This is a genomic window from Flavimobilis marinus (genome assembly GCF_900113055.1).
Taxonomy (GTDB): Bacteria; Actinomycetota; Actinomycetes; order Actinomycetales; family Cellulomonadaceae; genus Flavimobilis; species Flavimobilis marinus.
Genome location: NZ_FONZ01000005.1, coordinates 113,175 through 136,200 on the forward strand (window position 1 = coordinate 113,175; position 23,026 = coordinate 136,200).

Genomic DNA, 23,026 nt, shown 5'->3' on the forward strand with positions numbered 1-23,026 from the left:
CACGCTACGCCGGCAAGGAGCTCACCATGGCCACGACCCAGCTCACCGACTCCACCGAGGCGTTCGCCCGGCACGCCGACATCGGGCGGCTGCGCCTGACCGACATCGTCAAGGAGTTCGGCCAGGGGCAGCAGACGGTCCGCGCGGTCGACGAGCTCGTCCTCGACATCGAGCCCGGGGAGTTCATCACGCTGCTGGGCCCGTCCGGGTGCGGCAAGACGACCACCCTGCGCATGATCGCCGGGTTCGAGGAGCCGACGTCGGGGCACATCTTCCTCGACGACGACGACATCGTGGTCGAGCCGCCGAACAAGCGACCCATGGCGATGGTGTTCCAGTCCTACGCGCTCTTCCCGCACCTGTCCGTGCGGGAGAACGTCGCCTACGGCCTCACGCTGCGCAAGATGTCCGGTGCGGCGCTCAAGGAGGAGGTCGACCTCGCGCTGACGTCGATGAACCTGCTCGGGCTCGCGGACCGGGCGCCCAACCAGCTCTCGGGCGGTCAGCAGCAGCGCGTCGCGCTGGCGCGAGCGATGGTCATGAAACCGAAGGTGCTCCTGTTCGACGAGCCGCTCTCCAACCTGGATGCCAAGCTTCGGGTGCAGATGCGTCTCGAGATCCGGCGGCTGCAGAAGCGTCTGGGCATCACGTCGGTCTACGTGACGCACGACCAGACCGAGGCCATGAGCATGTCCGACCGGATCGTCGTGATGAACGCCGGACGGATCGAGCAGGCCGCGACACCCGACGAGATCTACCGGCACCCGGCCTCGGTCTTCGTGGCGGACTTCATCGGCCGCGCGAACTTCCTCGACGCCGAGGCCGTCTCCGTCACCCCGCGGGCCGACGGCCACGCGACCGCACGGGTGCGCGTGCTGGGGCGCGACGTCGAGGTCCCGGCGCACCCCGCCTGCGTCGCGGGTGCAGGGGTGACGCTCCTCGTGCGCCCGGAGTCGATGCGTCTCGCTCCGGTCGAGGTGGCGTCTCCAGGGGATGACGTCCTGGGGGACCACGGCCGTGTGCTGTCCGTCGTGTTCTACGGCGAGAGCGTCGAGTACGAGGTCGAGAGCGAGTACGGCACCGTGGTCGTCGTCGTGCCGGACCCGAGCACCGAATCGATCCTCGCTGAGGGCGACGCGGTGTCGCTCTCCTTCAACTCCGAGCGCGCCTGGCTGCTTCCGGCCTGACCTGACCGCCCGTCGGCCTGCCCGCCGAGGTGCCCAGGTGCGCTCGGGCTCGTCCCGTCACCAGTGCAGCGCCCCCGAGTCGTCGAGAGCGGCGGGTCGGACACCCGTGACCCACGCCGGGTCGATGGGACCGTAGACGTGCGGGTAGAGCTCGTCGAACCCCGCGTCGCCGCCCTCCTCGTACCGGACCTCCGTGCCGGCAGCGCGGATGGTCTCGTCGTCCATGACGAGGACGACGAGCGGGGCGGGGTCGCTCCCGTAGACGTTGCGTGCCACGACGGGCAGCTGCGCGGCGGTCGAGCAGTGGATGAACCCCATCTGGTGCACGGTCGCTCCGCGCGTCGACACCTCGTAGCTGTCGACGACCTGGGCCTCGTCCCAGTCCGCCGCGTGCGTGAGGTGGTAGATCTCCATGGCGGGACGTTAGCGGAGCACAGGTCGCGTGCCCAGACCTCCGGGAGCTGTCTCAGGCTCCGGCGAAGAAGGCCGCGACCGCGCGGGCCAGCCCTGTGGCGTCGTCGACGTGGCAAAGCTCGCGCGCCGAGTGCATCGACAGCAGGGGGATGCCGACGTCGACCGTACGGATGCCGAGGCGGGTAGCCGTGAGCGGGCCGATCGTGGAGCCGCAGGGCACCGTGTTGTTCGAGACGAACTCCTGCACGGGGACGCCCGCGGCCTGGCACAGCCGAGCCCAGAGGGCAGCGCCGTGCGCGTCGGTCGCGTAACGCTGGTTCGCGTTGATCTTCAGCAGCGGACCCCCGCCGGCAACCGGCCGGTTGGTCGGGTCGTGCTTCTCCTGGTAGTTCGGGTGCACGGCGTGCCCGGCATCCGCGGAGACGCACCACGAGCCCGAGTACGCCTGGAGGCGCTCGGCATCCGTGCCGCCGCTGAGGCGGGTCAGGACGTCCGCGAGGAACGGGCCGCTCGCGCCCGAGCGGGTCTCGGAGCCGAGCTCCTCGTGGTCGAAGGCGGCGAGCACGCTCGTGTGCCCGAGCCGGCGGGCGCTCGCGCGGCGGCCGCCACCGCGGGGCGCGGCGGCGTCGAGCAGTGCCATGAGTCCGGCGAACACTGAGCTGAGGTTGTCCATGCGCCCTGCGGCGAACAGCGCCTCGTCGGCACCGAACCGGCGCGGGGCCTGGGTGTCCGCCGTGACGACGTCGTAGCCGACGACGTCCTCCCGCTCGACGCCCGCGAGCGACGCGAGGTGCGCCACGACGTCGGCGGTGCTCGCGCCCTCGACGCCGAACACCGGCTGGACGTGGCGCTGGCGGTCGAGCTTCAGCCCGTCGTTGGCGTCCCGGCCCAGGTGGATCGCCAGCTGGGGGATGCGCAGGAAGGGACCGGTGCGGACGAGGTGCTCGGAACCGTCGGCGGTGACGAGGCGGCCGGCGAGCTCGAGCTCACGGTCGAGCCAGGAGTTGAGCAGGGGCCCGCCGTAGACCTCGACGCCGGCCTGCAGCCACCCGGCGTTCGTGGTCGTGGGCGATGGCTTGAGCTTGAAGCCGGGCGAGTCGGTGTGCGCCCCGAGGATCCGGAAGGGCGTCGTCGGAGTCACGCCGTTCGGCTGCGCCCACGCGATGACGGCCCCGTCCCGGACCACGAACCCCCTCGGGACCGCGTCCTCCCAGGACTCGGACTCCTCGAGACGTGTGAACCCTGCCTCTTCCAGGCGCCGGGCCACCTCTGCGGCAGCGTGGTACGACGACGGCGAGGCCTCGATGAAGGAGGCGAAGTCAGCGATGTACGAGGCGGCGTCCGTGGCAGGCATGGCCCCATCCAATCACTGTCCACCCACACGCCGGGGCGCACCTGCACGCGGCGGGGGCGCCCGCTGGCTGGCCGCGGCCTCAGAGCGCCGCGAGCGCCTCGCTGATCGGCACGGTGCCGTTGTTGAACTCCACCATCCGCCCGCTCGCCCTACCGGTGGCGAGCACCTCGGCGATGACCTCCGCGACGTCGTCGCGCGAGACCTCGCTGGCCGTGGCGCCCGACTCTGCGGTGAGGATCTGTCCCGTGCCGTCCTTGTCCGTGAGCGCGGACGGCGCCACGATCGTCCACTCGAGCGCGCTGTCGCGCAGGTGCTGGTCGGCGGCGGCCTTGGCCTCGGCGTACGCGAAGAACGGGTCGTCGCCCGGGACCTGGTGGTCCAGGCTCGCCCCGAAGTAGGAGAGCATGACGAAGCGCGGCACACCGGCCTGCTCGGCGGCGTCGATCACCCGGATCGCGGCATCGCGGTCGACGGCGTAGGTGCGCTCGGGCGAGCCCCCGCCGGCTCCCGCGGCCCACACCACGGCGTCCTGCCCGGAGACCACGTCGACGAGCGCCGTGGTGTCCAGGTGCTCGACGTCGGCGACGTAGGGCTCCGCGCCCGTGTCCGCGACGTCGGCGCTCTGCGCGGGGTTGCGGATCACCGAGGTGACCTCGTGGTCCTGGTCGGACAGGATCGTGGCGAGCCGCAGGGCGACCTTGCCGTGCCCGCCGATGATGACGACCTTCATGCTGCCTCCGTAGTTGGGTCTCGGATGCGTGCTGAACCGTCGTTCGATCGTAGGTCGGTGCGCTGCCGTGGGCATCTGGGGGCCCGGATGCGACCCGCCGCCACCGCGGGCACGCTGGAGGATGTGCCGGGCCGGCGCTCGCGTGAGCCACGCCGCGTCCCCGCTCCCGTGCGACCGAGAGGAGCCCTGTGGACGGGAGACGTCGCCTGCGAGCGGCGCGACGCCGCGTGCCGCTGCGGGCCGTGGCGCGCCGGGTGCGTGCGCACGCACCCTCGCTGCTGCTCGCGGCCTCGGCGGCCGGCCTGGCGTTCCTCGTGGCGGGACTCCTGTTCGGGCCCGAGAACTCCGTGTTCGCCCCGATCGCGGCCGTCGTCTCCACGGGCCTGGCTGCCGGTCAACGAGTGCGCCGGGCGTCGGAGATCTCGGTCGGGGTCGTCGTCGGGCTCGCGGCCGCCGACCTGCTGTCCCGGTGGCTCGGCGTCGGGACCTTCCAGCTCACCCTGGCAGTGCTCGTCGCCATGACGATCGCCGTGGCGGCGCGCCCCAGCGGACTCATGGCGAACCAGGCAGCCGTGGCCGCCGTTGTCGTCATGGCGCTCGCGCCGTACCTCGACGCCAGCGCCTGGGTGCGGCTCGGCGACGCGCTCGTGGGCGGCGTCGTCGCCGTCGTGCTCAACGCCGTCGCCTCCCCGGACCCGTACCGCCTGGCCCGAGGGATCACCGCGAGCGTGCTGGGGCGGCTGGCGGACGCGCTGCGCAAGGCGGCACGCGCCGTCGAGACGGGCTCGCTGGCGATGGCGGAGGAGGCGCTCGAGGACATGAACGACCTCGACGACGCCCGGTCCGAGATCCGCGAGGCCCTCGCGGCCACGCGCGAACGGCTCGCCTGGCGGCAGGTCGAACGGCGCGAGCGGCACTTCGCCGTGCGCACCGTCACGGCGGTCGCGTCCCGGGTCGTGATCATGCTGTCCACGGGGCGGGCCCTGTGCCGGGCCGCCGCCAACCTGGTGCGGCACCGCGCCACCGACGACGGCGAGCCCGCGGTCACCTCCGGGCACGTGCAGGCGCTCCAGGAGGTCGTGCGGGCCGTCGAGGAGCTCCAGCGGTGGGTCACGGGGCACGCCGACGCGGACGACGTGCGCACCTGGGCGCTGCGCGCGGCGACGACGTCGTCCAGCCTCCTGCCCGGATCCCACGCGAGCGCGGTCCTCGTGGGCCAGGTGCGCAGCGCCGCGGTGGACCTGTTGCGCGCCACCGGGGCGACGCAACCCGAGGCCGTGACCGCGGTCGAGGACGCCGCGGGGCGGGCGGACCGACTCGGCGGATAGGTTCGCGCCATGAGAATCGCCCTCGTCACCCTCGGTGGCACCATCAGCTCGGAGCGCACCTCGACCCCCGGCGTCGTGCCCGTGAGCGGTGCCTCCGCCCTGCTGCAGGACGTCTTGCGCTGGTTGCCCGACGTCGAGCTCGTGCCCGTCGAGCTGCGCATGACTCCGTCCGTCTCCCTCACGCTCGACGACGTCCTCGCGCTCCGGGACATGACCGTGGCGCTCGCGGAGGGGGAGGCGCTCACGGGTGCGCCGGTCGACGGCGTCGTCGTCTCCCAGGGCACGGACACGATCGAGGAGGTCGCGTTCGCGCTGGACCTGCTCGGCGCGGCCGCGGCGGTCCCGGTGGTCGTCACGGGCGCACTGCGCGACCGCTCGGCGCCAGGCGGGGACGGCCCGGCGAACCTCGTGGGGGCCGTGCTGGTCGCCGCGAGCGCCGACGCACGCGGGGCCGGGGTGCTCGTGCACCTGGGCGACCGCACGCACGCGGCTCGCTGGGTGGCCAAGACCAGCACGTTCAGCACGGACGCGTTCAGCTCGGAGCCGTTCGGCCCGGTCGCGGTCGTCGCCGAGGGTTGGGTGACCTTCGGGGCGCGCCCGGTGCCGCTCTCCTCCCGGGGGCTCGACCGGATCGTCGGCCTCGCTCGGGTCACCGGACGCGTCAGTCCGCGCGTCGCCGTCGTGCAGGCGGGCATCGGTGACGACCTCGCGCTCCTCGCCGGGCTGGGTCGCGCGGGCGAGGGTAGGACGGGGTCCGACGACGGCGCTGCCTACGACGCCGTCGTGCTCGCCGCCGCCGGGGCCGGGCACGTGTCCGCCGACGCCGCGGCGCGGGTGGAGGCGCTCGCGGGCCGCATGCCCGTGGTGCTGTGCAGCCGCACCGGCTCGGGACCGGCGTTCACCCGCACGTACGGGTACCCCGGTGGGGAGATCGACCTCCTCGGCCGGGGCGTGCTTCCCGGTGGGTGGCTCAGCCCCGCGAAGGCACGGGTGCTCGTGGTGCTCGCCCTCGCGGCCGGGGTCGCGGACGACGAGTTCCGCGCGGTCGTGGAGGCCGTCGCGGGCTGAGCGGGCGAGGTTGCTGACGCCCGGCGTCCGAAGAGCCTCCGACCGAGTCGCTGTTCTGGGCAGATCGACAGCTCACGTGTCGGTTCGCGCAGAACCGACCCCGACGTCAGGTGAGCAGGGCCGTCAGCGCGACGTAGAGCGCCGTGCCACCGACGATGCTGAGCAGCGCGTTGCGCCGCCACAGGTGCAGGCCGACCGTGACGGCGAGCGCCACCAGCTCGGGCGCGCCGTGCGGAGCCGCCGTGAACGGGGTCTCGCGCAGCGTGTACACCACGAGGATCACCATGATCCCGACCGGCATGCGCGCGCCGAGCCACGCGACGGCCGCCGAGCCCCGCAGGCGGTCGATCAGCAGGAACGGGGCCGCTCGCAGCGTGAACGTCACCACGAGGAACACCGCGAGCGCGGCCAGGACATAGCCGGTGCTAGGCAAGCGCACCACCCCCGCGCTCGACGACGACGTACCGCACGCCGAGCGTGACGACGAACGCCGTCATCGCCGCGACGAGCATGTAGTCCGGTACGACGAGCTGCGCGAGCAGCGCGCACACCAGGGCGAGCACCGGTGCCGGCACGTCCCGGTGCGCCCGGAACCCGTCGATGGCGAGCACCACGAACAGGGCCGTGAGCGCGAAGCTGATGCCCTCGACGTCGGGCATCACCGAGCCCACCAGCGCGCCGGTGACGCCGCCGAGGACCCAGTAGCCCTGGCAGAGCGCCTGGATCCAGACGATGCGGGCGCTGCTCAGGGTGTCGGCTGGACGGGTCGCGGTGACGGCGTACACCTCGTCCGTGAGGGCGTACCGGGCGTAGAGCCGCGCGAAGGGTCCGTGCACGCGGTGCAGCGGGAAGCTCAGGGCGTAGAACACGTGGCGGAAGTTCACCAGGAAGGTCGTCAGCGCGATCGACGCGAGCGGCGTGGCGGCGAGGATCAGGCCGACCGCCAGGAACTCGAGCGACCCGGCGTAGATCATGATCGAGAACACCGGCGCCCACCACCAGGCGAAGCCGGACTGCACGAGCAGCACCCCGAACGCCACCCCGAGGGGGAACAGACCGAACCCGACGGCGAGGGTGTCGCCCGCCGCGGCCCGCAGCGCCGGGTAGGCCGCGCGTCCCTGTCCCTCCTCCACGCCCACACCGTAGCCCGCGCGACTACCCTGGCTCGGTGCCGTCCTACCGCGTGACTGCGACCGTCGGGGCCCTCGCCCCGGGCGTCGACCCCGAGACCATCCTGCCGACGGCCGCCGACGCCGGACGCGAGCTCACGACGGTCGAGGCGTGGGACGTCGGCGTCGTGCGGGGCCAGGCGCGCATCACCGTGCGGTTCCTCGCCGAGGACAACCCCGCCGCCTTCCGGGTCGCCGACCACGTGTGCGCGACGACCGGGGCGCTCGCGGACATCGAGGGCAGCGCGGTGACCCGGCGGTACGGCAACCGCTGGTACCCGATCCGCCGCGGCGAGCGCGAGCGCTCCGTCATGTGGTGAACCGCCGCCCGGCCGCCCCGCACCCCCCGCCGCCCCGCACCCCCCGCACCCCCAGCACCCCAGCACCCCCAGCGCCCCCGGCGCCCCCCATCCGCGACTTCGTGAGTTTGGGCGCGAGTTCGTCAGTTGCAGCTGACGAAGTCGCGACCAAACTGACGAAGTCACGCGCGCAAGAGGGCGCGGACGGGGAAGAGAGGTGGGTGCCCCGGGGCCGCCCCTCGCGCTCGATGACGTGCTTGCCCTCGCCCGCGGGACGCAGAAGTCCTAGCGTGGGAGCAGGGCCGGGGGTGACCGGCCACGAGGAGCGACCATGCGACGTCGGACGGTCGGGGCGGCAGCCTTGGCGGCGTGCTTGATGCTCGCCGCGTGCACGGGCGAGCCCTCCGACGGCGCGCCCACGACGTCCCCGTCCGGGACGAGCGAGGAGACGACGTCGACCATGCCCACCCCTACCGCGCCGGAGCCCACCGGCACCGATCCGACGAGCCCCCAGCCCACCAGCCCGGAGCCCACCAGCCCCGAGCCGCCACCGGACGCCGGCACGCTCCGGCCCCTGCCCGCGCCGTCGGACGCGCTCGCGGCGGAGGCGCGCGACCTGTGCGCCCGGATCATCGCCGGCGAGCTCGGCCGGCAGGGCGATGCGTCGATCCTGGCGGGCAGCGTCGCCCGCGTGGACGTGATCGCGAAGTGTGCCTCGACGTCGACGAAGGGGATGGCGTGGCCCGGCGGTCCGCCCGGGGAGTACCAGGTGCAGTTCGCGGCGGTCGCGGTCGCCGAGCTGCTCGACGTGCTCGCCGACCGCCCGCGCGACACCCGCACGCAGCTCGCCGAGGGCGAGACGTGCGCGCCGGAGATGCGGCCGCGCACCGCCTACTTGGTGCACGTCGACGGGCAGTGGGTCGTCCCGGACCTCCTCGGCGAGGCCGGGCCGTGCGCGATGCAGTTCTACCCGGACCGGGCGCTCGTGGCGCAGACCGAGTTCCGCAGCATTGACAGCTGAGCAGCACGTGAGCCAGCCGCCCGGAGGGAGCGGCTGGCTCACTGGCAGTGCTCGGCGGTCCGGCTCAGCGGTCCTTCTGCGCCGGGTTGGTGAAGGCGTGGCGGTCACCGGCTGCCTGCGCGGACCGTGGCGCCGGCCCACCGGGCGTCACAGCCGAGCCGCGCTGGGACGACGAGCGTCCCTGGGTGCCGCTCGTGGTCGGGTCGCCGCCGGAGGGCTCGTCGCCGTCCTGCAGCTCGCCGAACCGCCGTTCGAGGACCTGGACGACGGGCAGCCGGTTGCCGTGGGCCTTCTCGTAGTCGAGGAGTGCCTGCAGCCCGCTCGCGTCGAGCGAGCGGATCTGGTGCGCGAGCGTCCCGACGGCGAGGTGGTCGTAGTCGGGGATGGGGAGCTGGTCTCTGTCAGTCATCGGGCTGTCGTCCCTCGCTTCGGGTCGTCGGTGGCGTCGCGGCGCGCTGGTCGTGCCACTCCAGCGTGCCACCGCGGGACAATCGGCGCAGTTCGGGCGCGGTCGCTGCGCAGACGCAGGGCGCCGAGCGCTCAGCGCTCCTCGAACGCCGCATTGAGGGCGTGCATGCCGTCCGCCTCGTTCCCGACGGCGTCGCTCCAGGCGGCGTCGGCGGATGCGGACAGGCTCGGGTCGACGGTGAGCGTGACCGTGACTCCGGGGGGCGGTGTCGGGACGTCACCGCGCAGCGGCGCGCTGCTGACCAGCTCCGCGTGACCATCGAGCGGGTCCACGTGCAGGCTGATCGTGGCGCCGTCCGCCGACGCCGCGGCGGCGGAGAAGAGCTCGGCCGACAGCGCGTCGGCCGTGCCGGCATCGAGCGCCGCGTCTTCGATCAGCGTGATGTCACCGTGGCTGAGGATCGTGTCGCGGTCAGCGGCCGGCAGCGGACCGGTGAAGGCGACGTAGGCGGTGCCGTCGTCGTGGAACCCGCTGCCCGAGTAGATCGGGTAGTTGTCGCCGATGATCGGGTCGACCAGCGCGTCGATGCCGTCCGGGGGGCCGGCTGCCACGTCGCGGTCCGTGGCCGTGCCGGCAGCGGAGGCGCCGAGCAGCGCGGCCGCCCCGGGACAAGGGTCGTCACCCGGGAAGGTTCGTGACCCGCTGCCCCACCACGGTGGCCTCGACGGCCCCCGCGCTCGTCGCGGCGAGGTCGGCTGCCAGCACCTCGCGCCGCCGCGGCGGCACGAGCAGCGCGAACGTGACGCCCGTGCCCCCGTAGGTGACGTCGTCGAGCACCGCACCCCGCGCCGTCGTCCACTCCCGCAGGAAGTGCTCGAGCCGACCAGCCTCGGCGTGCGGGACCTCGATCGTCGTCTCGTCCATGAGCGCGCGGCGCACGAGCGGCGCCCGGTCCAGCACCTCGGACACGCTCGACGAGTAGGCCCGCACCAGCCCGCCGGCCCCGAGCAGCACCCCACCGAAGTACCTGGTGACCACGACGACGACGTCGGTCAGGTCGCGCTGGCGGAGCACCTCGAGCATGGGCACGCCCGCGGTGCCGGACGGCTCGCCGTCGTCGTTCGAGCGCTGCTGGTCCGCGTGTGGCCCGACGACGAGCGCCGTGCAGGAGTGCCGCGCGTCCCAGAACTCCTTGCGCACGCGGGCGATCACGGCGTCCGCCTCGTCCACCGACGCGACGTGGACGGCGCGCGCGAGGAACCGGGACTTCTTGATCACGAGCTCGTGCACGGTCTCGCCGGCGACGGTCGAGGGCAGCACGGCGTCCCGGCCGGGGGTGGCCGACGGCGGAGGCGGGGTAGGTGCGGCGATACGGCCCAGGGTAGGGGGTGCGGTCAGAAGCCCGAAGCGCCGTCGAGCGGGCGCAGCGGCCGGACGTTCGTCGGGCGTTCCAGCTCGGCGAGCAGTCGCTCGAGCCCGCGGTTCACGCGGCGTGCCTCGTCGTCGAGCCGCGCGAGGTCGTTCCGGGCCGAGCGCGCAGCCAGCTGCTCGAGCCGTTCGATCAGTGCGAACGTCGTCGAGAGGTCGTGCAGGCGGGACGTCGGGACGGGCTCGATGGCCTCTGAGGGCTCCATGACCTCAGTAGACAGGGCAGACCTGGAAGTTGCCTGGGGTGGAGGTGTCGGACTTGTGAAGCCGTCAGCGTGCGAGGAGGGAGTCGATCGCGCCCGCGAGCCCGTCCTCGAGGTTCGACGCCGTCACGAACGTCGCCTGGGCGCGTACGTGCTCGGACGCGTTGGCCATCGCGACCGCGGTACCCGCCAGGGCGAACATGCCCAGGTCGTTGGGTCCATCACCCACGGCCGCCACCTGGTCCGCGGCCAGGCCGAGGTCGTCGCGGAGCTGCGCGAGCCCGTGGGACTTGTCGACGCCAGGCGCGACGATCTCGAGGTAGCCCTCGCCCGAGAGGTGCCCGACGGCGCCCTCGGGCAGCGCCGCGGCCAGGCGGGGGACGAGGGCGGGATCCTCCGAGCTCGGCGGGATCATCAGCTTGTGCGGACCGACGCGGCCGGCGAGCTGGTCGGGCCCGAGCTGCCCGTCGGGCTGCACCCCCGTCGCGGTCGCCTCCCACTCGCCGTAGCCGTTCCACTCCGAGTAGAACCACTGCTCGTCGTCGTACCAGTTCACCGTGGCGCCCGCGGCGAGGGCGGCCTCCACCACCGCCCGCGCGACGCCGTGGTCGAGTCGCGTCGAGTGCAGGACGTCGAGGACGCCGTCGGACGAGTACTGCCCGACGAGCGCGCCCTGATAGGAGATGACGGGCCCGACGTCGAGCGTGCCGAGCTCGGCCAGCAGGTGCTTCATCGCCTTGGGTCCCCGTGCCGAGGCGAGGACCACGTCCACGCCGGCAGCCCGGGCGCGGAGCACCGTGTCCCGGACAGCGGGGGTGATGCGGTGGTCAGGGGTCAGCAGGGTCCCGTCGACGTCGGACGCGATGAGGCGGATGTGCGGCATGCCCCGAGTCTCCCATCGCCGTGTGGGTGGCGGGCGATAGCGTCGTTCCATGGCTGACCTCCTGGACACCCTGACCCTCGACGAGCTGCGCACGCGCACCAGCGTGAAGTGGCAGGCCTACCCCGCGGACGTGCTCCCGCTGTGGGTCGCCGAGATGGACGTGCCGATCGAGCCCGCCGTGATCGACGCCGTCGGCGACGCCATGCGGCGCGGGGATACCGGCTACCCCGGCGGCCACGCGTACGCCGACGCCTTCGCGGACTTCGCCGCCCAACGCTGGGGCTGGACCTTCACGGCCGACGACGTCACGCAGGCCCCCGACGTCATCACCGCCATGCGCGCCCTCGTCGAGCGGCTGTCGGGGCCGCACGACCCCGTCGTCGTGCCCAGTCCCGTCTACCCGCCGTTCGCGACCGTCGTCGAGCGTGCCGGGCGGCGTCTGGTCACCACCGGCCTGACACCCGAGGGTCGCCTCGACCTCGACGACCTCGCGCAGACGATGGCCGGGCTCGATGCCAGCCGTGCGGTCGTGCTGCTGTGCAACCCGCACAACCCCACCGGCGTCGCGCACACCCGCGACGAGCTCGCCCGGGTGGCCGCGCTCGCGGCAGACCACCACGCGACCGTCGTCGCGGACGAGATCCACGCACCCCTCGTCCTGCCCGGCGCCACGCACGTGCCGTACCTGACGGTGGACCCGCGCGGCTACGCGCTGATCTCCGCATCGAAGGCCTGGAACCTCGCCGGGTTCAAGGCCGCCCTGGCGGTCGCCGGGCCGGAGTCCGACGACGCGCTGGCTCCCGACCGCTTCGAGCTCGGCTCCGGGACCAGCCACATGGCGACCATCGCGCACACCGCCGCGCTGCGGCACGGCACGGGCTGGCTCGACGAGCTGCTCGCCGCGCTCGACGGGCGGCGCACCCTCGTCGCCGAGCTCCTCGCCGAGCATCTGCCGGCCGTACGTCACCACCCGCACCAGGCGACGTACCTCGCCTGGCTCGACTGCCGCCCGCTCGGCCTCGACGACCCCGCCGCGACGTTCCGCGACCGCGGTCGCGTCGCAGTGCTCGACGGTGCGTCGTTCGGCCCAGGTGGCGAGGGGTTCGTGCGGCTCAACACGGCGACGCGGCGCGACGTGCTCACCGAGGCGGTGCGCCGGATGGCCGGAGCGATCGGCTAGAGCTCGACCTCGAACCACACGGACTTCAGGCGCTCCTCGTCGTCGTCGAACGAGGTCACGCCCCACCGGGTGGCGAGCATGTCGACGAGGGCGATGCCGCGACCGCCGGTGGCCGACGCGGTCGGGTACTTCACTATCGGCACCTCGCGGGCGCAGTCCCGCACCTCCACGCGCACCCGCTGGTCGTCGACCGCGAGCAGCAGGGCGACCGGGGGGATCGCGTGCGCCACGGCGTTGGTGACGACCTCGCTCACGAGCAGGACCAGGATGTCGAGGGTCTGCCCGGAGACGCCCGCGTCCTCGAGGTGGTTGCTCGCCCACCGGCGGGCGGGTGCGATCGCGGCGAAGTCAGGCTCGATGAGCATCTGCTGCTGCACCTCGCGCCCTCCGTCCCCCCGCACAGGGTGGCCCCGTCGTTCCAGCTCCGTGTCCGACCGGGGCGATCGGAGAGGAGTATGTCCCTATCAGAGTGTGGCCCGTCTCGAGCAGATGCAACCGGAGGCACGCCTGTGGATGACGCTCGAGGTGGGTGAAAACACCCCGCAACATACCCCTTAGGGGCCCTGAGCAGGACGGAAGGCCCAGCGTGCCGCCGGGCGGACCAGGTAGTTCGGCGGCCGGACGGGACGCCCGCGCAACGAGACGCGCGACGCCTCGACCGCGTGGTCGTGCGGCTGCGGAGGCATGACACGCGTACAGTTCATCATCGCGGGATCCTGCGATGTCGTGCATGATTCCCTAGTCTGGAAGCCAAGCCTCGCCGTCAGGCGGGCAACGAAGTCCACAGAGCGCCGGCCCCGCACCTCGGCCGGCGCGACCCGATGAAGGGATACGTATGCCGCTCAACCGCTCTGACCTCGTCTCGGCCATCGCCGCCAAGGCTGACCTGTCCAAGGCCGACGCTGACAAGGCGCTCGCTGCGCTGCAGGACGTGCTCGTCGACTCGCTCGGCAAGGGCGAGGCCGTCAAGGTCACCGGCCTGCTCTCGGTGGAGCGCGTCGAGCGCGCCGCCCGCACCGGTCGCAACCCCCGCACGGGCGAGGAGATCTCGATCCCCGCGGGCTACGGCGTCAAGATCAGCGCCGGCTCCATCCTGAAGAAGGCCGTCGCCAAGTAGTCCTGGCGACCGCAGCACCTGCGCCTCGCGCAGCCCTCAGCCCCGGCCCTCGGTCCGGGGCTGAGGTGCGTCCGGGGACGGTGACGCACCCGAACTTGACCGGACTTCCGGCCGAGTCCTAGCATGGAGCGAAATATGACCGCTCCCGGGCCCTAGCTCGCTGTGCCGGAGCAAGGTTTTTCCCCGAGAAAGGACGATCATGGCAGTTCCGAAGCGGAAGATGTCCCGTGCCAACACCCGTGCGCGTCGCTCGCAGTGGAAGGCGACGGAGACCCCGCTCGTCGCCACCCGCGTCGACGGTCAGACGGTCAGCATCCCCCGCCGCCTGGTGAAGGCTGCGCAGCGTGGACTGGTGAGCGTCGAGGGCTGAGCCCCTCGCAAGATCCTCGATCGAAGGCCCCGTCGGATTCCGGCGGGGCCTTCGTCGTCCCCGCGGCGCTCGGCTCGGCGCCTGGCGTGGCGCCCGGCCAAGCGCCCGGCGAGCCGGTCAGAGCGCTCCGGCGCGCTGGAGCGAGCGCATGGCGAACCAGCCGATCGGGATGCGGATCCAGTAGGTCATGACGCGGAACAGCACGACGACCGACGTCGCGATGCCGGGAGGGACGCCCGCGGTCGACGCCAGGGCGCCGGCGAGGACCAGCTCGATGGCCCCGATGCCGCCGGGGGTCGGCGCCGCGGCACCGACGGCGTTGCCCACCAGGTAGATGATCGCCACGTCGATCAGGCTGATCTCCTGCCCGAAGGCCAGCAGCGCGGCGTCGAACGCGAGCACGAAGCCCATGGTCATGCCGGCGTTGCCGAGGAGCCCGAGGCCGAGCCGCCCGGGCCGGGAGAGGATCGAGCTCAGGCGCGGCCACGCTTGCCGGGCGAGCGGCTCCAGACGGGCGAGCACCCAGCGGCGCAGCGCGGGCACGCTCAGCACGCCGGCGACGGCGACGCTGAGCCCACCGAGCGTCCAGAGGATCGTGGTGGACGGCAGGGCGCGCAGCAGTCCGCCGTCTCCGGTGACGACCGAGAGCAGGACCAGCAGCACCACGGTGACGAGCACCTGTGAGATCTGCACCAGCGCGACGGTCGCGCCCGCCAGGGACACGCTCACCCCGCGTCGGGTCAGGAGCCGGAGGTTGAGGGCAGCGGGGCCGATGCCGGCGGGCGCGGCGAGCGCGACGTAGGAGGCCGCGGCCTGGGTGAGCGTGACGCGCCAGAGCCCGATCTGCACGGGCGAGAAGGCCAGGAACGCGACGGCCGCGCCGACCCACGTGAGGGCGCCGAGCACGAAGCTCGCCAGGGCCCACCAGGGGTTCGCCTCGCGTACGGCGGTGACGATCTCCTGGAAGTTCATGGTGGTGATGACGACGACGGCCGCCACGATGCCGAGCGTGAGCGTGAGGATCGTGCGGGCGCCGAACCGCGTGAGCCGCTCGGGCTCGACGCTCGCCTCGGGCATGCGGTTGACCAGCTCGTCGCGCAGCTGCGTCAGGACGGTCTTGTCGCGGCGCACCTCCTCGCGGGTGGAGCGGGGCAGGGCGACCGGCTGCAGCAGCGGTCCGATGGCCGCCATGTGCTCGTCGGTGAGGACGCTCGCGGCGGACGCCAGGGCGCGCTCGGCCCCGACGCGCAGGGCGAGCAGCGCGAGCATCTGGGCGAGGTCCATGCGGCGCGCGAGCTCGGAGGACGCGACGTCGCCCGACTCCCAGCCGGTGAGCCACACCTGCGGGCCGGTCTCGCTCCCGCTGAGCAGGACAACGTCGGCCGTGAGCGCCCGGTGGGCGAGGCCCGCGTCGTGCGCGAGGCAGAGCTGACGCCAGCACTCCTCGAGCACGGCGTCGGTGAGCGCGTCCTCGGGCAGGTCGCGCAGGGAGACGGCGCCCGAGGTGTGGGTCTGGATGAGGATCATCGAGTCGTCGGCCGCGGACACGCCGCGCAGCTCGGGGGTGCACACGCCGGCGCCGCGCGCGGCGTACATGAGCAGAGCCGCGCGCTCGGCCACCGACCGCAGCGTCAGGGCGGCGCGTCCCTCGATGCCGCGCAGGCGCAGGGAGCGCCAGGCGCGGTTGAGGAAGCCGACGACCTGCCGGTCGCCGTCGAGCACGACGACGTCGAGTCGCGGCCCGTGCGCGGTGGTCATGGCGTAGACGCGGTGGTCTGCGGACCGGAGCAGGGCAAGGGTGGCGGGGTCGAAGCGACTCTCCTGCCGCCCGCGCCACCAGCCGTCGGACCCGTGGTCGACCTCCTGCCCCTCGGGCGTGATCTCGACGGCGAGGTCGTGGTGCAGGGGCTCGTCGGCGACGTCGCGGACGCGGACGAGCGACGTCGGCTCGAAGCCGGCCCGGCGGATGCCCTCGATCAGCCGGGCTCCGTAGGCGCGCTCGCTGTGCACGCCGGTGACGTAGCGGACGACGAGCCCGGCGACCCAGCCGAGCAGCAGGGTGACGCCGACGCCGGGGAGGGAGACCTGGGCGGTGATGAGGAAGATCCCGATCGTGATCCACAGGAGGTTCCACGACCATCCGACGGACCGGCGGCGCGTGCGCGGCCCCGCGACCGTGAGCAGGGCGGCGATGGCCGCGACGTAGGCGGGCAGCGACAGCGCCGGGCCCGAGCTGCGGACGACGGACAGCCCGTTGACCAGGGCGTCCGACCCCCACGTGGCGAGGACCAGGTACAGGATGACGGCGAGCACGAGCCCGAGCCCGGCAGCGAGCACGGACTCGACGAGCTGACGTCCCATGCGGCGGATCGCGAGCTCGGTGATCACGGTGATCGGGACGAGGAGCGTGACGAGGCCCTCGAGAAGGGCCACGGGGATGAGCAGGACCTGCGCGAGCACGTCGGAGAACCCGCGCACGTCCTCCTGGACGCCGACCGTGGTGGCGTGGGCGAAGACCGCGAGGAGCATGATCACGGCGATGCCGGCGATCCCCAGCAGCAGGTTCACCAGGTCGTTGGGCTGGCGCACCCGGTCCATCGGTGTGTCGATGAGGTGCACGGGCGTGGGTGTCGCGGCGTCGCTCGCCGTGCGGACCACCGGCGCCGGGGCGCGCGGGGGTGCGGACTCGGACATGGGCCCGAGTCTAGAGGGCCGGGTCAGGCCAGCCCTAGCCCTTCGAGCAGGGAGAACGGCAGGAGCGCGTACCCGACGAACGCGACGACGTCCATCAGCGTGTGCGCGACGACGAGCGGCATGACCCGGCGTCGGCCCCAGCGCGACTGGTAGAACCAGGCGAACAGCACCCCCATGGCGATGTTGCCGAAGAACGGCCCGATGCCCTGGTAGAGGTGGTAGGCGCCGCGCAGGACGGCGCTGGTGGCGATGGCCGCGGGCAGGCCCCAGCGCAGGTCGCGCAGGCGTTCCATGAGGTACGCGACGACGATGACCTCTTCGACCAGGGCGTTCTTGAGCGCGGCGAGGATCAGGACGGGGACCACCCACCAGTGGTCGTCGAGAGTCGTCGCCTGGACCTGCACGGTGATGCCCATCGCGCGTCCGGCTGCCCAGAACGCGAGGCCGGGCAGCCCGACGGCGGCGGCGAGCGCGACGCCCCACCCCAGGTCGCGCAGCGGGCGGGCGCGGTCGAGGCCCACCCGCCGCAGGACGCTGCGGCCGGGCTCCGACAGCAGGAAGAGTGCGAGGGCGACTGGGACGAGCGCGAACGCGAACCCGACGAGCTGGTAGACGAGGTCCACGTAGGGCCGGGGCGAGGCGCTCGTGTTGATCGCGGTGGTCTGGTCGCGCAGCGGGGTGTCGGCGGTGAGGCGGTCGATGATCGCGAGCACGGCGTACACGGCCGAGCGGCCCAGGGTCAGCCCGAGGACGATCCAGACCTCGACCCCGAGGCGCCGGCGCTGCTGCGGGGCGAGCTCGGTGGCGACGTCGGTGGTCATGGCCGCATTTATAGCACCGGCTCTTGCGCGGGACCTGAGCGAAGTGCCACACTCGCAAAGTAGTTTGCAGCACAAACCAAAGATGTCGCACCGATCCAGCCCGGGAGACCCGATGACCAGCCGCCCCGACGAGCCCGACGACGACACCGCCCTCGACGCCGCCGCGACCCTCGCGCTGATCCACGCCCAGCAGGAGCACGTGCGCGACCGCGGCGAGCCCGACGCCCGGCTGCTGTTCGCCATGTGGGGCCTCGCGTGGCTCGGGGGCTACCTGGCGCTCTACCTGACCGCGCGCACGAGCCCGACCCTGGAGCCGGCTCCGCTCGCCTTCGCGGTCTTCGGGGTGGCGCTCGTGGCCGCGGCGATCGCCACGGTGGTGCACGTGCTCCGCCGCTCCTCCGGCATCCGCGGGCCCAGCGCCACCAGCGGTGCCATGTTCGGGTGGTCGTGGTTCCTCGGCTTCGTCGCCGTCTACCTGGTCAACACGGGCATCGTGAACGCGGGCGCCTCGCCCGAGGTGATCGCGATCGCCTGGAACTCCACGTCCTGCTTGCTCGTCGGCGTCCTGTACATGGCCGGCGGCGCCCTGTGGCAGGAGAAGCCGATGTTCGCCCTGGGGGTGTGGATCGTCGTCGTCACCGGCGCGGCCGCGGTCGCCGGGATGCCGTGGACCTACCTCGTCATGGCGGTCGCGGGCGGAGGCGGGATGCTCGCGCTCGCCCTGGCGGACCACCTGCGGCGCGTGCGGCGGGCCCGGCGATGACCCCGCCCGACGACGTCGAGCTCGACCCCGTCATCCACGCGCAGGCGCGGCTGCGCGTGGTCGCGACGCTGGCGACCCTCGCTCCGGGCGACCGCATGGCCTTCACCCGCCTGCAGAAGCTGCTCGAGATGACCGGCGGCAACCTCTCGACGCACCTGCGTCGGCTCGAGGATGCCGCCTACGTGACCGTGACCAAGACCCACGAGGGCCGCCGGCCCGCGACGTACGTCGAGCTGACGTCCGCCGGGCGCCGGGCCTTCGAGGTCTACACCGAGACCCTGTCCACCCTCCTGAGAGGAGCGGGCGCATGAGCACCCGTCCAGCAGTCTCCGTCGTCGGGGTCACCCGACGCTTCGGCGACGTCGTCGCCCTCGACGACGTCAGCCTCGACATCGCCCCGGGCGAGCTCGTCGGCATCCTCGGCCCCAACGGCGCCGGGAAGTCCACCCTCCTGTCGATCGTGTGCGGGCAGCGCAAGCCCGACTCCGGGACCGTGCGCCTCGAGGGCGGCGACCCCCGCGTCGCCGCCACGCGGCGCGGTCTCGGCCTGACGCCACAGGAGACCGGGCTGCCGCCGACGCTCAAGGTCGGGGAGGTCGTGGACTTCGTCGGGCGGCACTACCCCGATCCTGTGCCCGTGGCCGAGCTGCTGGGCGAGTTCGGGCTCGCCGACCTCGCCGACCGCCAGACCGGTGGTCTGTCCGGCGGCCAGAAGCGCCGCCTGGCCGTCGCGCTCGCGCTCGCGGGCCGGCCCCGCGTGATCCTGCTCGACGAGCCGACGACCGGCCTCGACGTCGGCGGCCGGCACGCCCTGTGGGACGCGATCCGCCGCTACCACGCCGCCGGCGGCACCGTCCTTCTCACCAGCCACTACCTCGAGGAGGTGCAGGCCCTGGCCGAGCGCGTCGTCGTCGTCGACCGGGGGCGTGTGGTCGCGGACGACACGATGGCCGGGATCCTCTCCCAGGTCGGCCTGCGGCGGGTCACGCTGACGAGCCCGCACGACGTCGCAGCCCTCCCGGGCGTGACCCGCGCCGAGCGCGCCGGCGACGCCCACGAGGTGTTCACGCCCGACGCCGACGCGTACGTCCGGGCGCTCGTGCGGTCCGGTCTCGAGTTCACCGGCATCGAGGTGCGCGGCGCGACCCTCGAGGAGGCGTTCGGCCAGATGGTCGACGCCCAGACCACGGAGGTGGCGTCATGACCGCACCCAGCACGCTGTCCCTGACGATGGTCCACCTGCGCTACCAGTTCCTCGAGACGGTGCGCATCCCGATCGCGGTGATCGGCAACATGCTGTTCCCGGCGCTCGCGCTGTTCTTCTTCGTGGTGCCCCAGGAGGCGATCGCGCGGGACGCGGTCATCGCGACGACGTCGGTCGCCTCGCTCGGGCTGTTCGCGATCATCTCCGCGAGCATGTTCACGCACGGCGTCGGGGTTGCCGAGGACCGCGCGCAGCCGTTCGACCCGTACGTCCGGGCGCTGCCGGCGGGACCGGTGCCGCGCATGGTCGGGCGCGTCGGGAACGGTGCCCTGTTCGGGCTGCTCGGGCTGCTGCCGCTCGTCGTGATCGGCTGGCTCTTCACCGACGCGACGGTCACCGCGCCGCGGCTGCTCGCGGGGCTCGGCGTCGCCGTCGTCGCCGCGGTGCCGTTCGTCCTGCTCGGCATGGCGGTCGGCTTCGGGATGCCCGCCAAGGCGGCGCTCGCCGCGGTCCAGGTGATCCTGTTCCCGCTCGCGTTCGCGGGCGGCCTGTTCATGCCGCCGGAGCTGTTCCCGGACTGGATGGCGACGTTCTCCGAGCTGCTGCCCACGCGTGCGGGCCGGGACCTGCTCGTCGGTGCCGTGACCGGGGCCGAGGTCTACGCGCTCGCGTGGCCGGTGCTCCTGGCCTGGACGGCGCTGTTCACGGCGCTGGCGGTGGTGGCGTACCGGCGGGACGAGGGCCGCCGCTTCCGCTGACCTGCGCCGGAGCGGGAAGGGCGGGCGCCGGTGCGGCACCCGCCCTTCGCGGCGTCGTACGTCAGTGCGCGCGGCGCAGGCGCAGGGAGTTCCCGACGACGAGGACCGAGCTCGCGGCCATCGCGGCCCCGGCGATCATCGGGTTGAGCAGGCCGAGCGCCGCGAGCGGGATGGCCGCGACGTTGTACGCGAACGCCCAGAACAGGTTCTGCTTGATGATCCTCAGGGTGCGGCGTGAGACGCGGATGGCGGCGGCCGCGGAGCGTAGGTCGCCCGAGACCAGGGTGATGTCGCTCGCCTCGATCGCGACGTCCGTGCCGGTGCCCATCGCGAGGCCCAGCCCGCGCTGGCCTGCCTGGGCGAGCGCCGCGGCGTCGTTCACGCCGTCCCCGACGACGGCGACGACCTTGCCCTCGTCCTGGAGCCGGCGCACGACGTCGACCTTGCCCTGGGGGAGCACGCCGGAGATGACGTCGGCAGGGGCGATGCCGACGTCGTGCGCCACGGTGCGGGCAGCGCCGGCGTTGTCGCCGGTGAGCAGGTAGGGACGGAGCCCGAGGCTGCGGAGCTCGGCGATCGCGTGCGCCGAGGTCTCCTTGACCGGGTCGCGGAGCACGACGACGCCGCGGGCGGTGCCGTTCCAGGCGACGACGACCGCGGTGCCGCCGTCGGCCTCGGCGTCGGCGACGGCATTGGCCCAGGGCGCGTCGTCGGAGTCGAGCTCGGCAGCGATCCAGCCGGGCTTGCCGACCACGACCCGCCGCGACAGGTGCGGCCCTGAGTGCGCGGTCCGGACCACGCCGGACACGCCGCCCCCGGCGGCCATCACGAAGTCGACCACCTGGTCCGACCCGACCACCACCCCGTCCGCCCCGACCTCATCCGTTGAGTGCGTGATTTTGGCGGTGTCCGAGGCCGTTTCGACCGCCAAAACCATGCACTCAGCGGGTTGGGCCGCCGCTTTCGTGATGGCTCTGGCGATCGGGTGCTCCGACTTGGCCTCGACCGCGGCGGCGAAGCGGAGGATGTCCGCGGCGCTGACGTCGTCGGATAGGGGGACGACGTCGGTGACGGCCATCGCGCCCTGGGTGACCGTGCCGGTCTTGTCCAGCACGATCGTGTCGATCCGGCGGGTGGACTCGAGGATCTCCGGGCCCTTGATGACGATCCCGAGCTGTGCGGCGCGGCCCGTGCCCACGAGCAGGGCGGTCGGCGTCGCGAGCCCGAGGGCGCACGGGCAAGCGATGATCAGCACCGCGACGGCCGCGGTGAATGCCGCCTGCACGCCCGCACCGTCGGTGCCGTTGAGCACGAGCCACGCGACGAAGGTCGCGACGGCGATCACGAGGACCACGGGCACGAACACCGCCGAGATGCGGTCGGCGAGCCGCTGCACCGGGGCCTTGCCCGTCTGTGCCTGGCTGACCAGGCGTCCGATCTGCGCGAGCGTGGTCTCCGACCCCACCCGCGTCGCACGGACCACCAGGTGTCCGGAGGTGTTGACGGTCGCGCCGGTCACGGTGTCCCCGACGCCCACCTCGACCGGCAAGGACTCGCCGGTCAGCAGGGAGGCGTCGATCGCGCCGCTCCCCTCGAGCACGACGCCGTCCGTCGCGATCTTCTCGCCGGGGCGCACCACGAGCACGTCATCGACCGCGAGGTCCGCCGCGGGGATCTCGCGCTCGTGGACGACGCCGTCGGCGCCGGTCTCCCGGATGGTCGCCGAGCGCGCCCCGAGCTCGAGCAGGCTGCGCAGCGCGTCGCCCGCCCGACGTCGGGAGCGCAGCTCCGCATAGCGCCCCGCGAGGAGGAACGTGGTGACGACGACGGCGACCTCGAAGTACAGCTCGGGCGCGCCTGCGTGCTCGGTGCGGGCCGGGATGAGGCTCGGCCGCATGGTCATGCCGAGCTCGCCGGCGCCGCCGAGCAGGAGCGCCCACAGGGACCACAGCGTCGCGGCGATCACGCCCAGGGACACCAGGGTGTCCATCGTCGAGGCGCCGTGCCTCCCGGCCCTGGCCGCCGCCAGGTGGAACGGCCACGCGCCCCACGTCACGACGGGGATCGCGAGCGCGGCGACGACCCACTGCCACCCCGTGAACTGCAGGGCCGGGATCATCGAGAGGGCGACGACGGGCACGCTCAGCACCGCCCCGACGCGCAGCCGACGACGCAGGTCGGCGCCGCGGTCGCTGGTGGGCGCCGAGGTGTCGGCCTCGTGGTGCGCGCCGGCCGCCTCGTCGGCGAAGCCGCCGGCGGGGGTGCCCTCGAGGTCGTCACGCTCGCCAGCGGAAACCGCCGCCTCGGTGTCCGCGGCCTCGGGTGCACGCGTGGTCCCGGTGACCCGTGCGTCGTAGCCTGCCTTGCGGACCGCGGCGACGATCTCGTCCTCGCTCGCGAAGCCCCCGTCCTCCTGCGGCGAGAGCACGACGTGCGCCGACTCGAGCGGGAGGTTGACGGTCGCCGCGACGCCGGGCACCTGGTTCAGCCGCTTCTCCACGCGGGCGACGCAGGACGCGCATGTCATCCCCTCGACCGCGAGGTCGAGCGTCAGGGGGAGATCGGTCTGGGGGGCAGGCATGGCGGTGTCCTTCGGTCGGGGGTGGCGCGGGCGCCCGGTGGGCGC

26 protein-coding genes are annotated in these 23,026 nt (G+C 73.3%); 12 read left to right on the forward strand and 14 right to left on the reverse strand.

The genetic code is table 11. The features are described 5' to 3' along the window. Positions 1-26 precede the first annotated feature (26 nt). Entirely contained in the window at positions 27-1,187 is a 1,161-nt protein-coding gene (locus BMZ30_RS12640) for an ABC transporter ATP-binding protein (RefSeq protein ID WP_093379634.1), read from the forward strand. A gap of 57 nt (positions 1,188-1,244) precedes the next feature. Here the strand turns inward: BMZ30_RS12640 and BMZ30_RS12645 are convergent, their stop codons facing one another. The 3 genes from BMZ30_RS12645 to BMZ30_RS12655 form a co-directional block, all read right to left on the reverse strand. Beyond that, on the reverse strand, positions 1,245-1,601 hold the full coding sequence (locus BMZ30_RS12645) for a DUF952 domain-containing protein (protein ID WP_093379483.1): 357 nt from the start codon (positions 1,599-1,601) through the stop codon (positions 1,245-1,247). A 52-nt stretch (positions 1,602-1,653) separates the two neighbouring features. Further along, positions 1,654-2,955: a M18 family aminopeptidase gene (locus BMZ30_RS12650; protein ID WP_093379486.1), complete on the reverse strand. Its 1,302-nt coding sequence runs from the start codon at positions 2,953-2,955 to the stop codon at positions 1,654-1,656. Between the two features lie 79 nt (positions 2,956-3,034). Then, on the reverse strand, positions 3,035-3,685 hold the full coding sequence (locus BMZ30_RS12655; RefSeq protein ID WP_093379489.1) for an SDR family oxidoreductase: 651 nt from the start codon (positions 3,683-3,685) through the stop codon (positions 3,035-3,037). 188 nt (positions 3,686-3,873) lie between these two features. On the opposite strand from BMZ30_RS12655, the gene BMZ30_RS12660 reads away from it, so the two are divergent. After that, on the forward strand, positions 3,874-5,013 hold the full coding sequence (locus BMZ30_RS12660) for an FUSC family protein (RefSeq protein ID WP_093379492.1): 1,140 nt from the start codon (positions 3,874-3,876) through the stop codon (positions 5,011-5,013). A gap of 9 nt (positions 5,014-5,022) precedes the next feature. After that, the gene (locus BMZ30_RS12665; protein ID WP_093379495.1) at positions 5,023-6,081 is read left to right on the forward strand and encodes an asparaginase domain-containing protein; all 1,059 of its coding nucleotides are present in this window, start codon (positions 5,023-5,025) and stop codon (positions 6,079-6,081) included. A 106-nt stretch (positions 6,082-6,187) separates the two neighbouring features. Here BMZ30_RS12665 and BMZ30_RS12670 read toward each other — a convergent pair whose 3' ends face one another. Both BMZ30_RS12670 and BMZ30_RS12675 read right to left on the reverse strand, forming a co-directional pair. Continuing rightward, the gene (locus tag BMZ30_RS12670) at positions 6,188-6,514 is read right to left on the reverse strand and encodes a branched-chain amino acid transporter permease (protein WP_093379636.1); all 327 of its coding nucleotides are present in this window, start codon (positions 6,512-6,514) and stop codon (positions 6,188-6,190) included. Next, positions 6,507-7,214 (reverse strand): AzlC family ABC transporter permease, encoded by a 708-nt coding sequence (locus tag BMZ30_RS12675; protein ID WP_177191374.1) that lies wholly within the window; start codon positions 7,212-7,214, stop codon positions 6,507-6,509. The genes BMZ30_RS12670 and BMZ30_RS12675 overlap by 8 nt, the downstream gene beginning before the upstream one ends. Before the next feature lie 35 nt (positions 7,215-7,249). On the opposite strand from BMZ30_RS12675, the gene BMZ30_RS12680 reads away from it, so the two are divergent. Then, complete coding sequence (locus BMZ30_RS12680; RefSeq protein WP_093379500.1) at positions 7,250-7,570, forward strand: hypothetical protein; 321 nt, start codon at positions 7,250-7,252, stop codon at positions 7,568-7,570. Between the two features lie 310 nt (positions 7,571-7,880). After that, on the forward strand, positions 7,881-8,570 hold the full coding sequence (locus BMZ30_RS13820; RefSeq protein WP_177191375.1) for a hypothetical protein: 690 nt from the start codon (positions 7,881-7,883) through the stop codon (positions 8,568-8,570). A gap of 64 nt (positions 8,571-8,634) precedes the next feature. Here the strand turns inward: BMZ30_RS13820 and BMZ30_RS12690 are convergent, their stop codons facing one another. From BMZ30_RS12690 to BMZ30_RS12710, 5 genes are all read right to left on the reverse strand, one after another. Continuing rightward, on the reverse strand, positions 8,635-8,979 hold the full coding sequence (locus BMZ30_RS12690) for a DUF8129 domain-containing protein (RefSeq protein WP_177191376.1): 345 nt from the start codon (positions 8,977-8,979) through the stop codon (positions 8,635-8,637). Between the two features lie 131 nt (positions 8,980-9,110). After that, positions 9,111-9,590 (reverse strand): hypothetical protein, encoded by a 480-nt coding sequence (locus BMZ30_RS12695; protein ID WP_093379502.1) that lies wholly within the window; start codon positions 9,588-9,590, stop codon positions 9,111-9,113. Positions 9,591-9,657: 67 nt separating this feature from the next. Continuing rightward, on the reverse strand, positions 9,658-10,299 hold the full coding sequence (locus tag BMZ30_RS12700) for an IMPACT family protein (protein WP_093379505.1): 642 nt from the start codon (positions 10,297-10,299) through the stop codon (positions 9,658-9,660). 74 nt (positions 10,300-10,373) lie between these two features. After that, positions 10,374-10,613, reverse strand: a complete 240-nt coding sequence (locus BMZ30_RS12705) for a hypothetical protein (protein WP_093379507.1) — start codon at positions 10,611-10,613, stop codon at positions 10,374-10,376. A gap of 64 nt (positions 10,614-10,677) precedes the next feature. Further along, complete coding sequence (locus BMZ30_RS12710; protein WP_177191377.1) at positions 10,678-11,493, reverse strand: Cof-type HAD-IIB family hydrolase; 816 nt, start codon at positions 11,491-11,493, stop codon at positions 10,678-10,680. 49 nt (positions 11,494-11,542) lie between these two features. Between BMZ30_RS12710 and BMZ30_RS12715 the strand changes: the two genes are divergently transcribed. Next, entirely contained in the window at positions 11,543-12,673 is a 1,131-nt protein-coding gene (locus tag BMZ30_RS12715; protein WP_093379512.1) for a MalY/PatB family protein, read from the forward strand. On the opposite strand, the gene BMZ30_RS12720 is transcribed toward BMZ30_RS12715, so the two are convergent. Beyond that, positions 12,670-13,038, reverse strand: coding sequence for an ATP-binding protein (locus BMZ30_RS12720; protein WP_093379639.1), 369 nt, complete (start codon positions 13,036-13,038; stop codon positions 12,670-12,672). The genes BMZ30_RS12715 and BMZ30_RS12720 overlap by 4 nt on opposite strands. 470 nt (positions 13,039-13,508) lie before the next feature. Between BMZ30_RS12720 and BMZ30_RS12725 the strand changes: the two genes are divergently transcribed. Further along, entirely contained in the window at positions 13,509-13,790 is a 282-nt protein-coding gene (locus BMZ30_RS12725) for an HU family DNA-binding protein (protein WP_093379515.1), read from the forward strand. 199 nt (positions 13,791-13,989) lie between these two features. Next, positions 13,990-14,160: a 50S ribosomal protein L32 gene (gene rpmF, locus BMZ30_RS12730; protein ID WP_093379516.1), complete on the forward strand. Its 171-nt coding sequence runs from the start codon at positions 13,990-13,992 to the stop codon at positions 14,158-14,160. Positions 14,161-14,277: 117 nt separating this feature from the next. Here rpmF and BMZ30_RS12735 read toward each other — a convergent pair whose 3' ends face one another. Beyond that, complete coding sequence (locus BMZ30_RS12735) at positions 14,278-16,854, reverse strand: flippase-like domain-containing protein (protein WP_093379518.1); 2,577 nt, start codon at positions 16,852-16,854, stop codon at positions 14,278-14,280. A 23-nt stretch (positions 16,855-16,877) separates the two neighbouring features. Beyond that, positions 16,878-17,675, reverse strand: coding sequence for a CPBP family intramembrane glutamic endopeptidase (locus BMZ30_RS12740; protein ID WP_093379519.1), 798 nt, complete (start codon positions 17,673-17,675; stop codon positions 16,878-16,880). 112 nt (positions 17,676-17,787) lie between these two features. On the opposite strand from BMZ30_RS12740, the gene BMZ30_RS12745 reads away from it, so the two are divergent. From BMZ30_RS12745 to BMZ30_RS12760, 4 genes are read left to right on the forward strand one after another with little or no spacing between them, the layout of a single operon-like run. Next, positions 17,788-18,438, forward strand: coding sequence for a hypothetical protein (locus BMZ30_RS12745; protein ID WP_093379521.1), 651 nt, complete (start codon positions 17,788-17,790; stop codon positions 18,436-18,438). Beyond that, a complete protein-coding gene (locus tag BMZ30_RS12750; RefSeq protein ID WP_093379523.1) occupies positions 18,435-18,749 on the forward strand; it encodes a transcriptional regulator in 315 nt (104 codons plus the stop codon). Before BMZ30_RS12745 ends, BMZ30_RS12750 begins: the two co-directional genes overlap by 4 nt. Continuing rightward, positions 18,746-19,642, forward strand: coding sequence for an ABC transporter ATP-binding protein (locus BMZ30_RS12755; protein ID WP_093379526.1), 897 nt, complete (start codon positions 18,746-18,748; stop codon positions 19,640-19,642). Before BMZ30_RS12750 ends, BMZ30_RS12755 begins: the two co-directional genes overlap by 4 nt. Continuing rightward, positions 19,639-20,400, forward strand: a complete 762-nt coding sequence (locus BMZ30_RS12760; RefSeq protein WP_093379529.1) for an ABC transporter permease — start codon at positions 19,639-19,641, stop codon at positions 20,398-20,400. The genes BMZ30_RS12755 and BMZ30_RS12760 overlap by 4 nt, the downstream gene beginning before the upstream one ends. 61 nt (positions 20,401-20,461) lie before the next feature. On the opposite strand, the gene BMZ30_RS12765 is transcribed toward BMZ30_RS12760, so the two are convergent. After that, positions 20,462-22,981, reverse strand: coding sequence for a heavy metal translocating P-type ATPase (locus BMZ30_RS12765; RefSeq protein WP_093379531.1), 2,520 nt, complete (start codon positions 22,979-22,981; stop codon positions 20,462-20,464). Positions 22,982-23,026 lie beyond the last annotated feature (45 nt).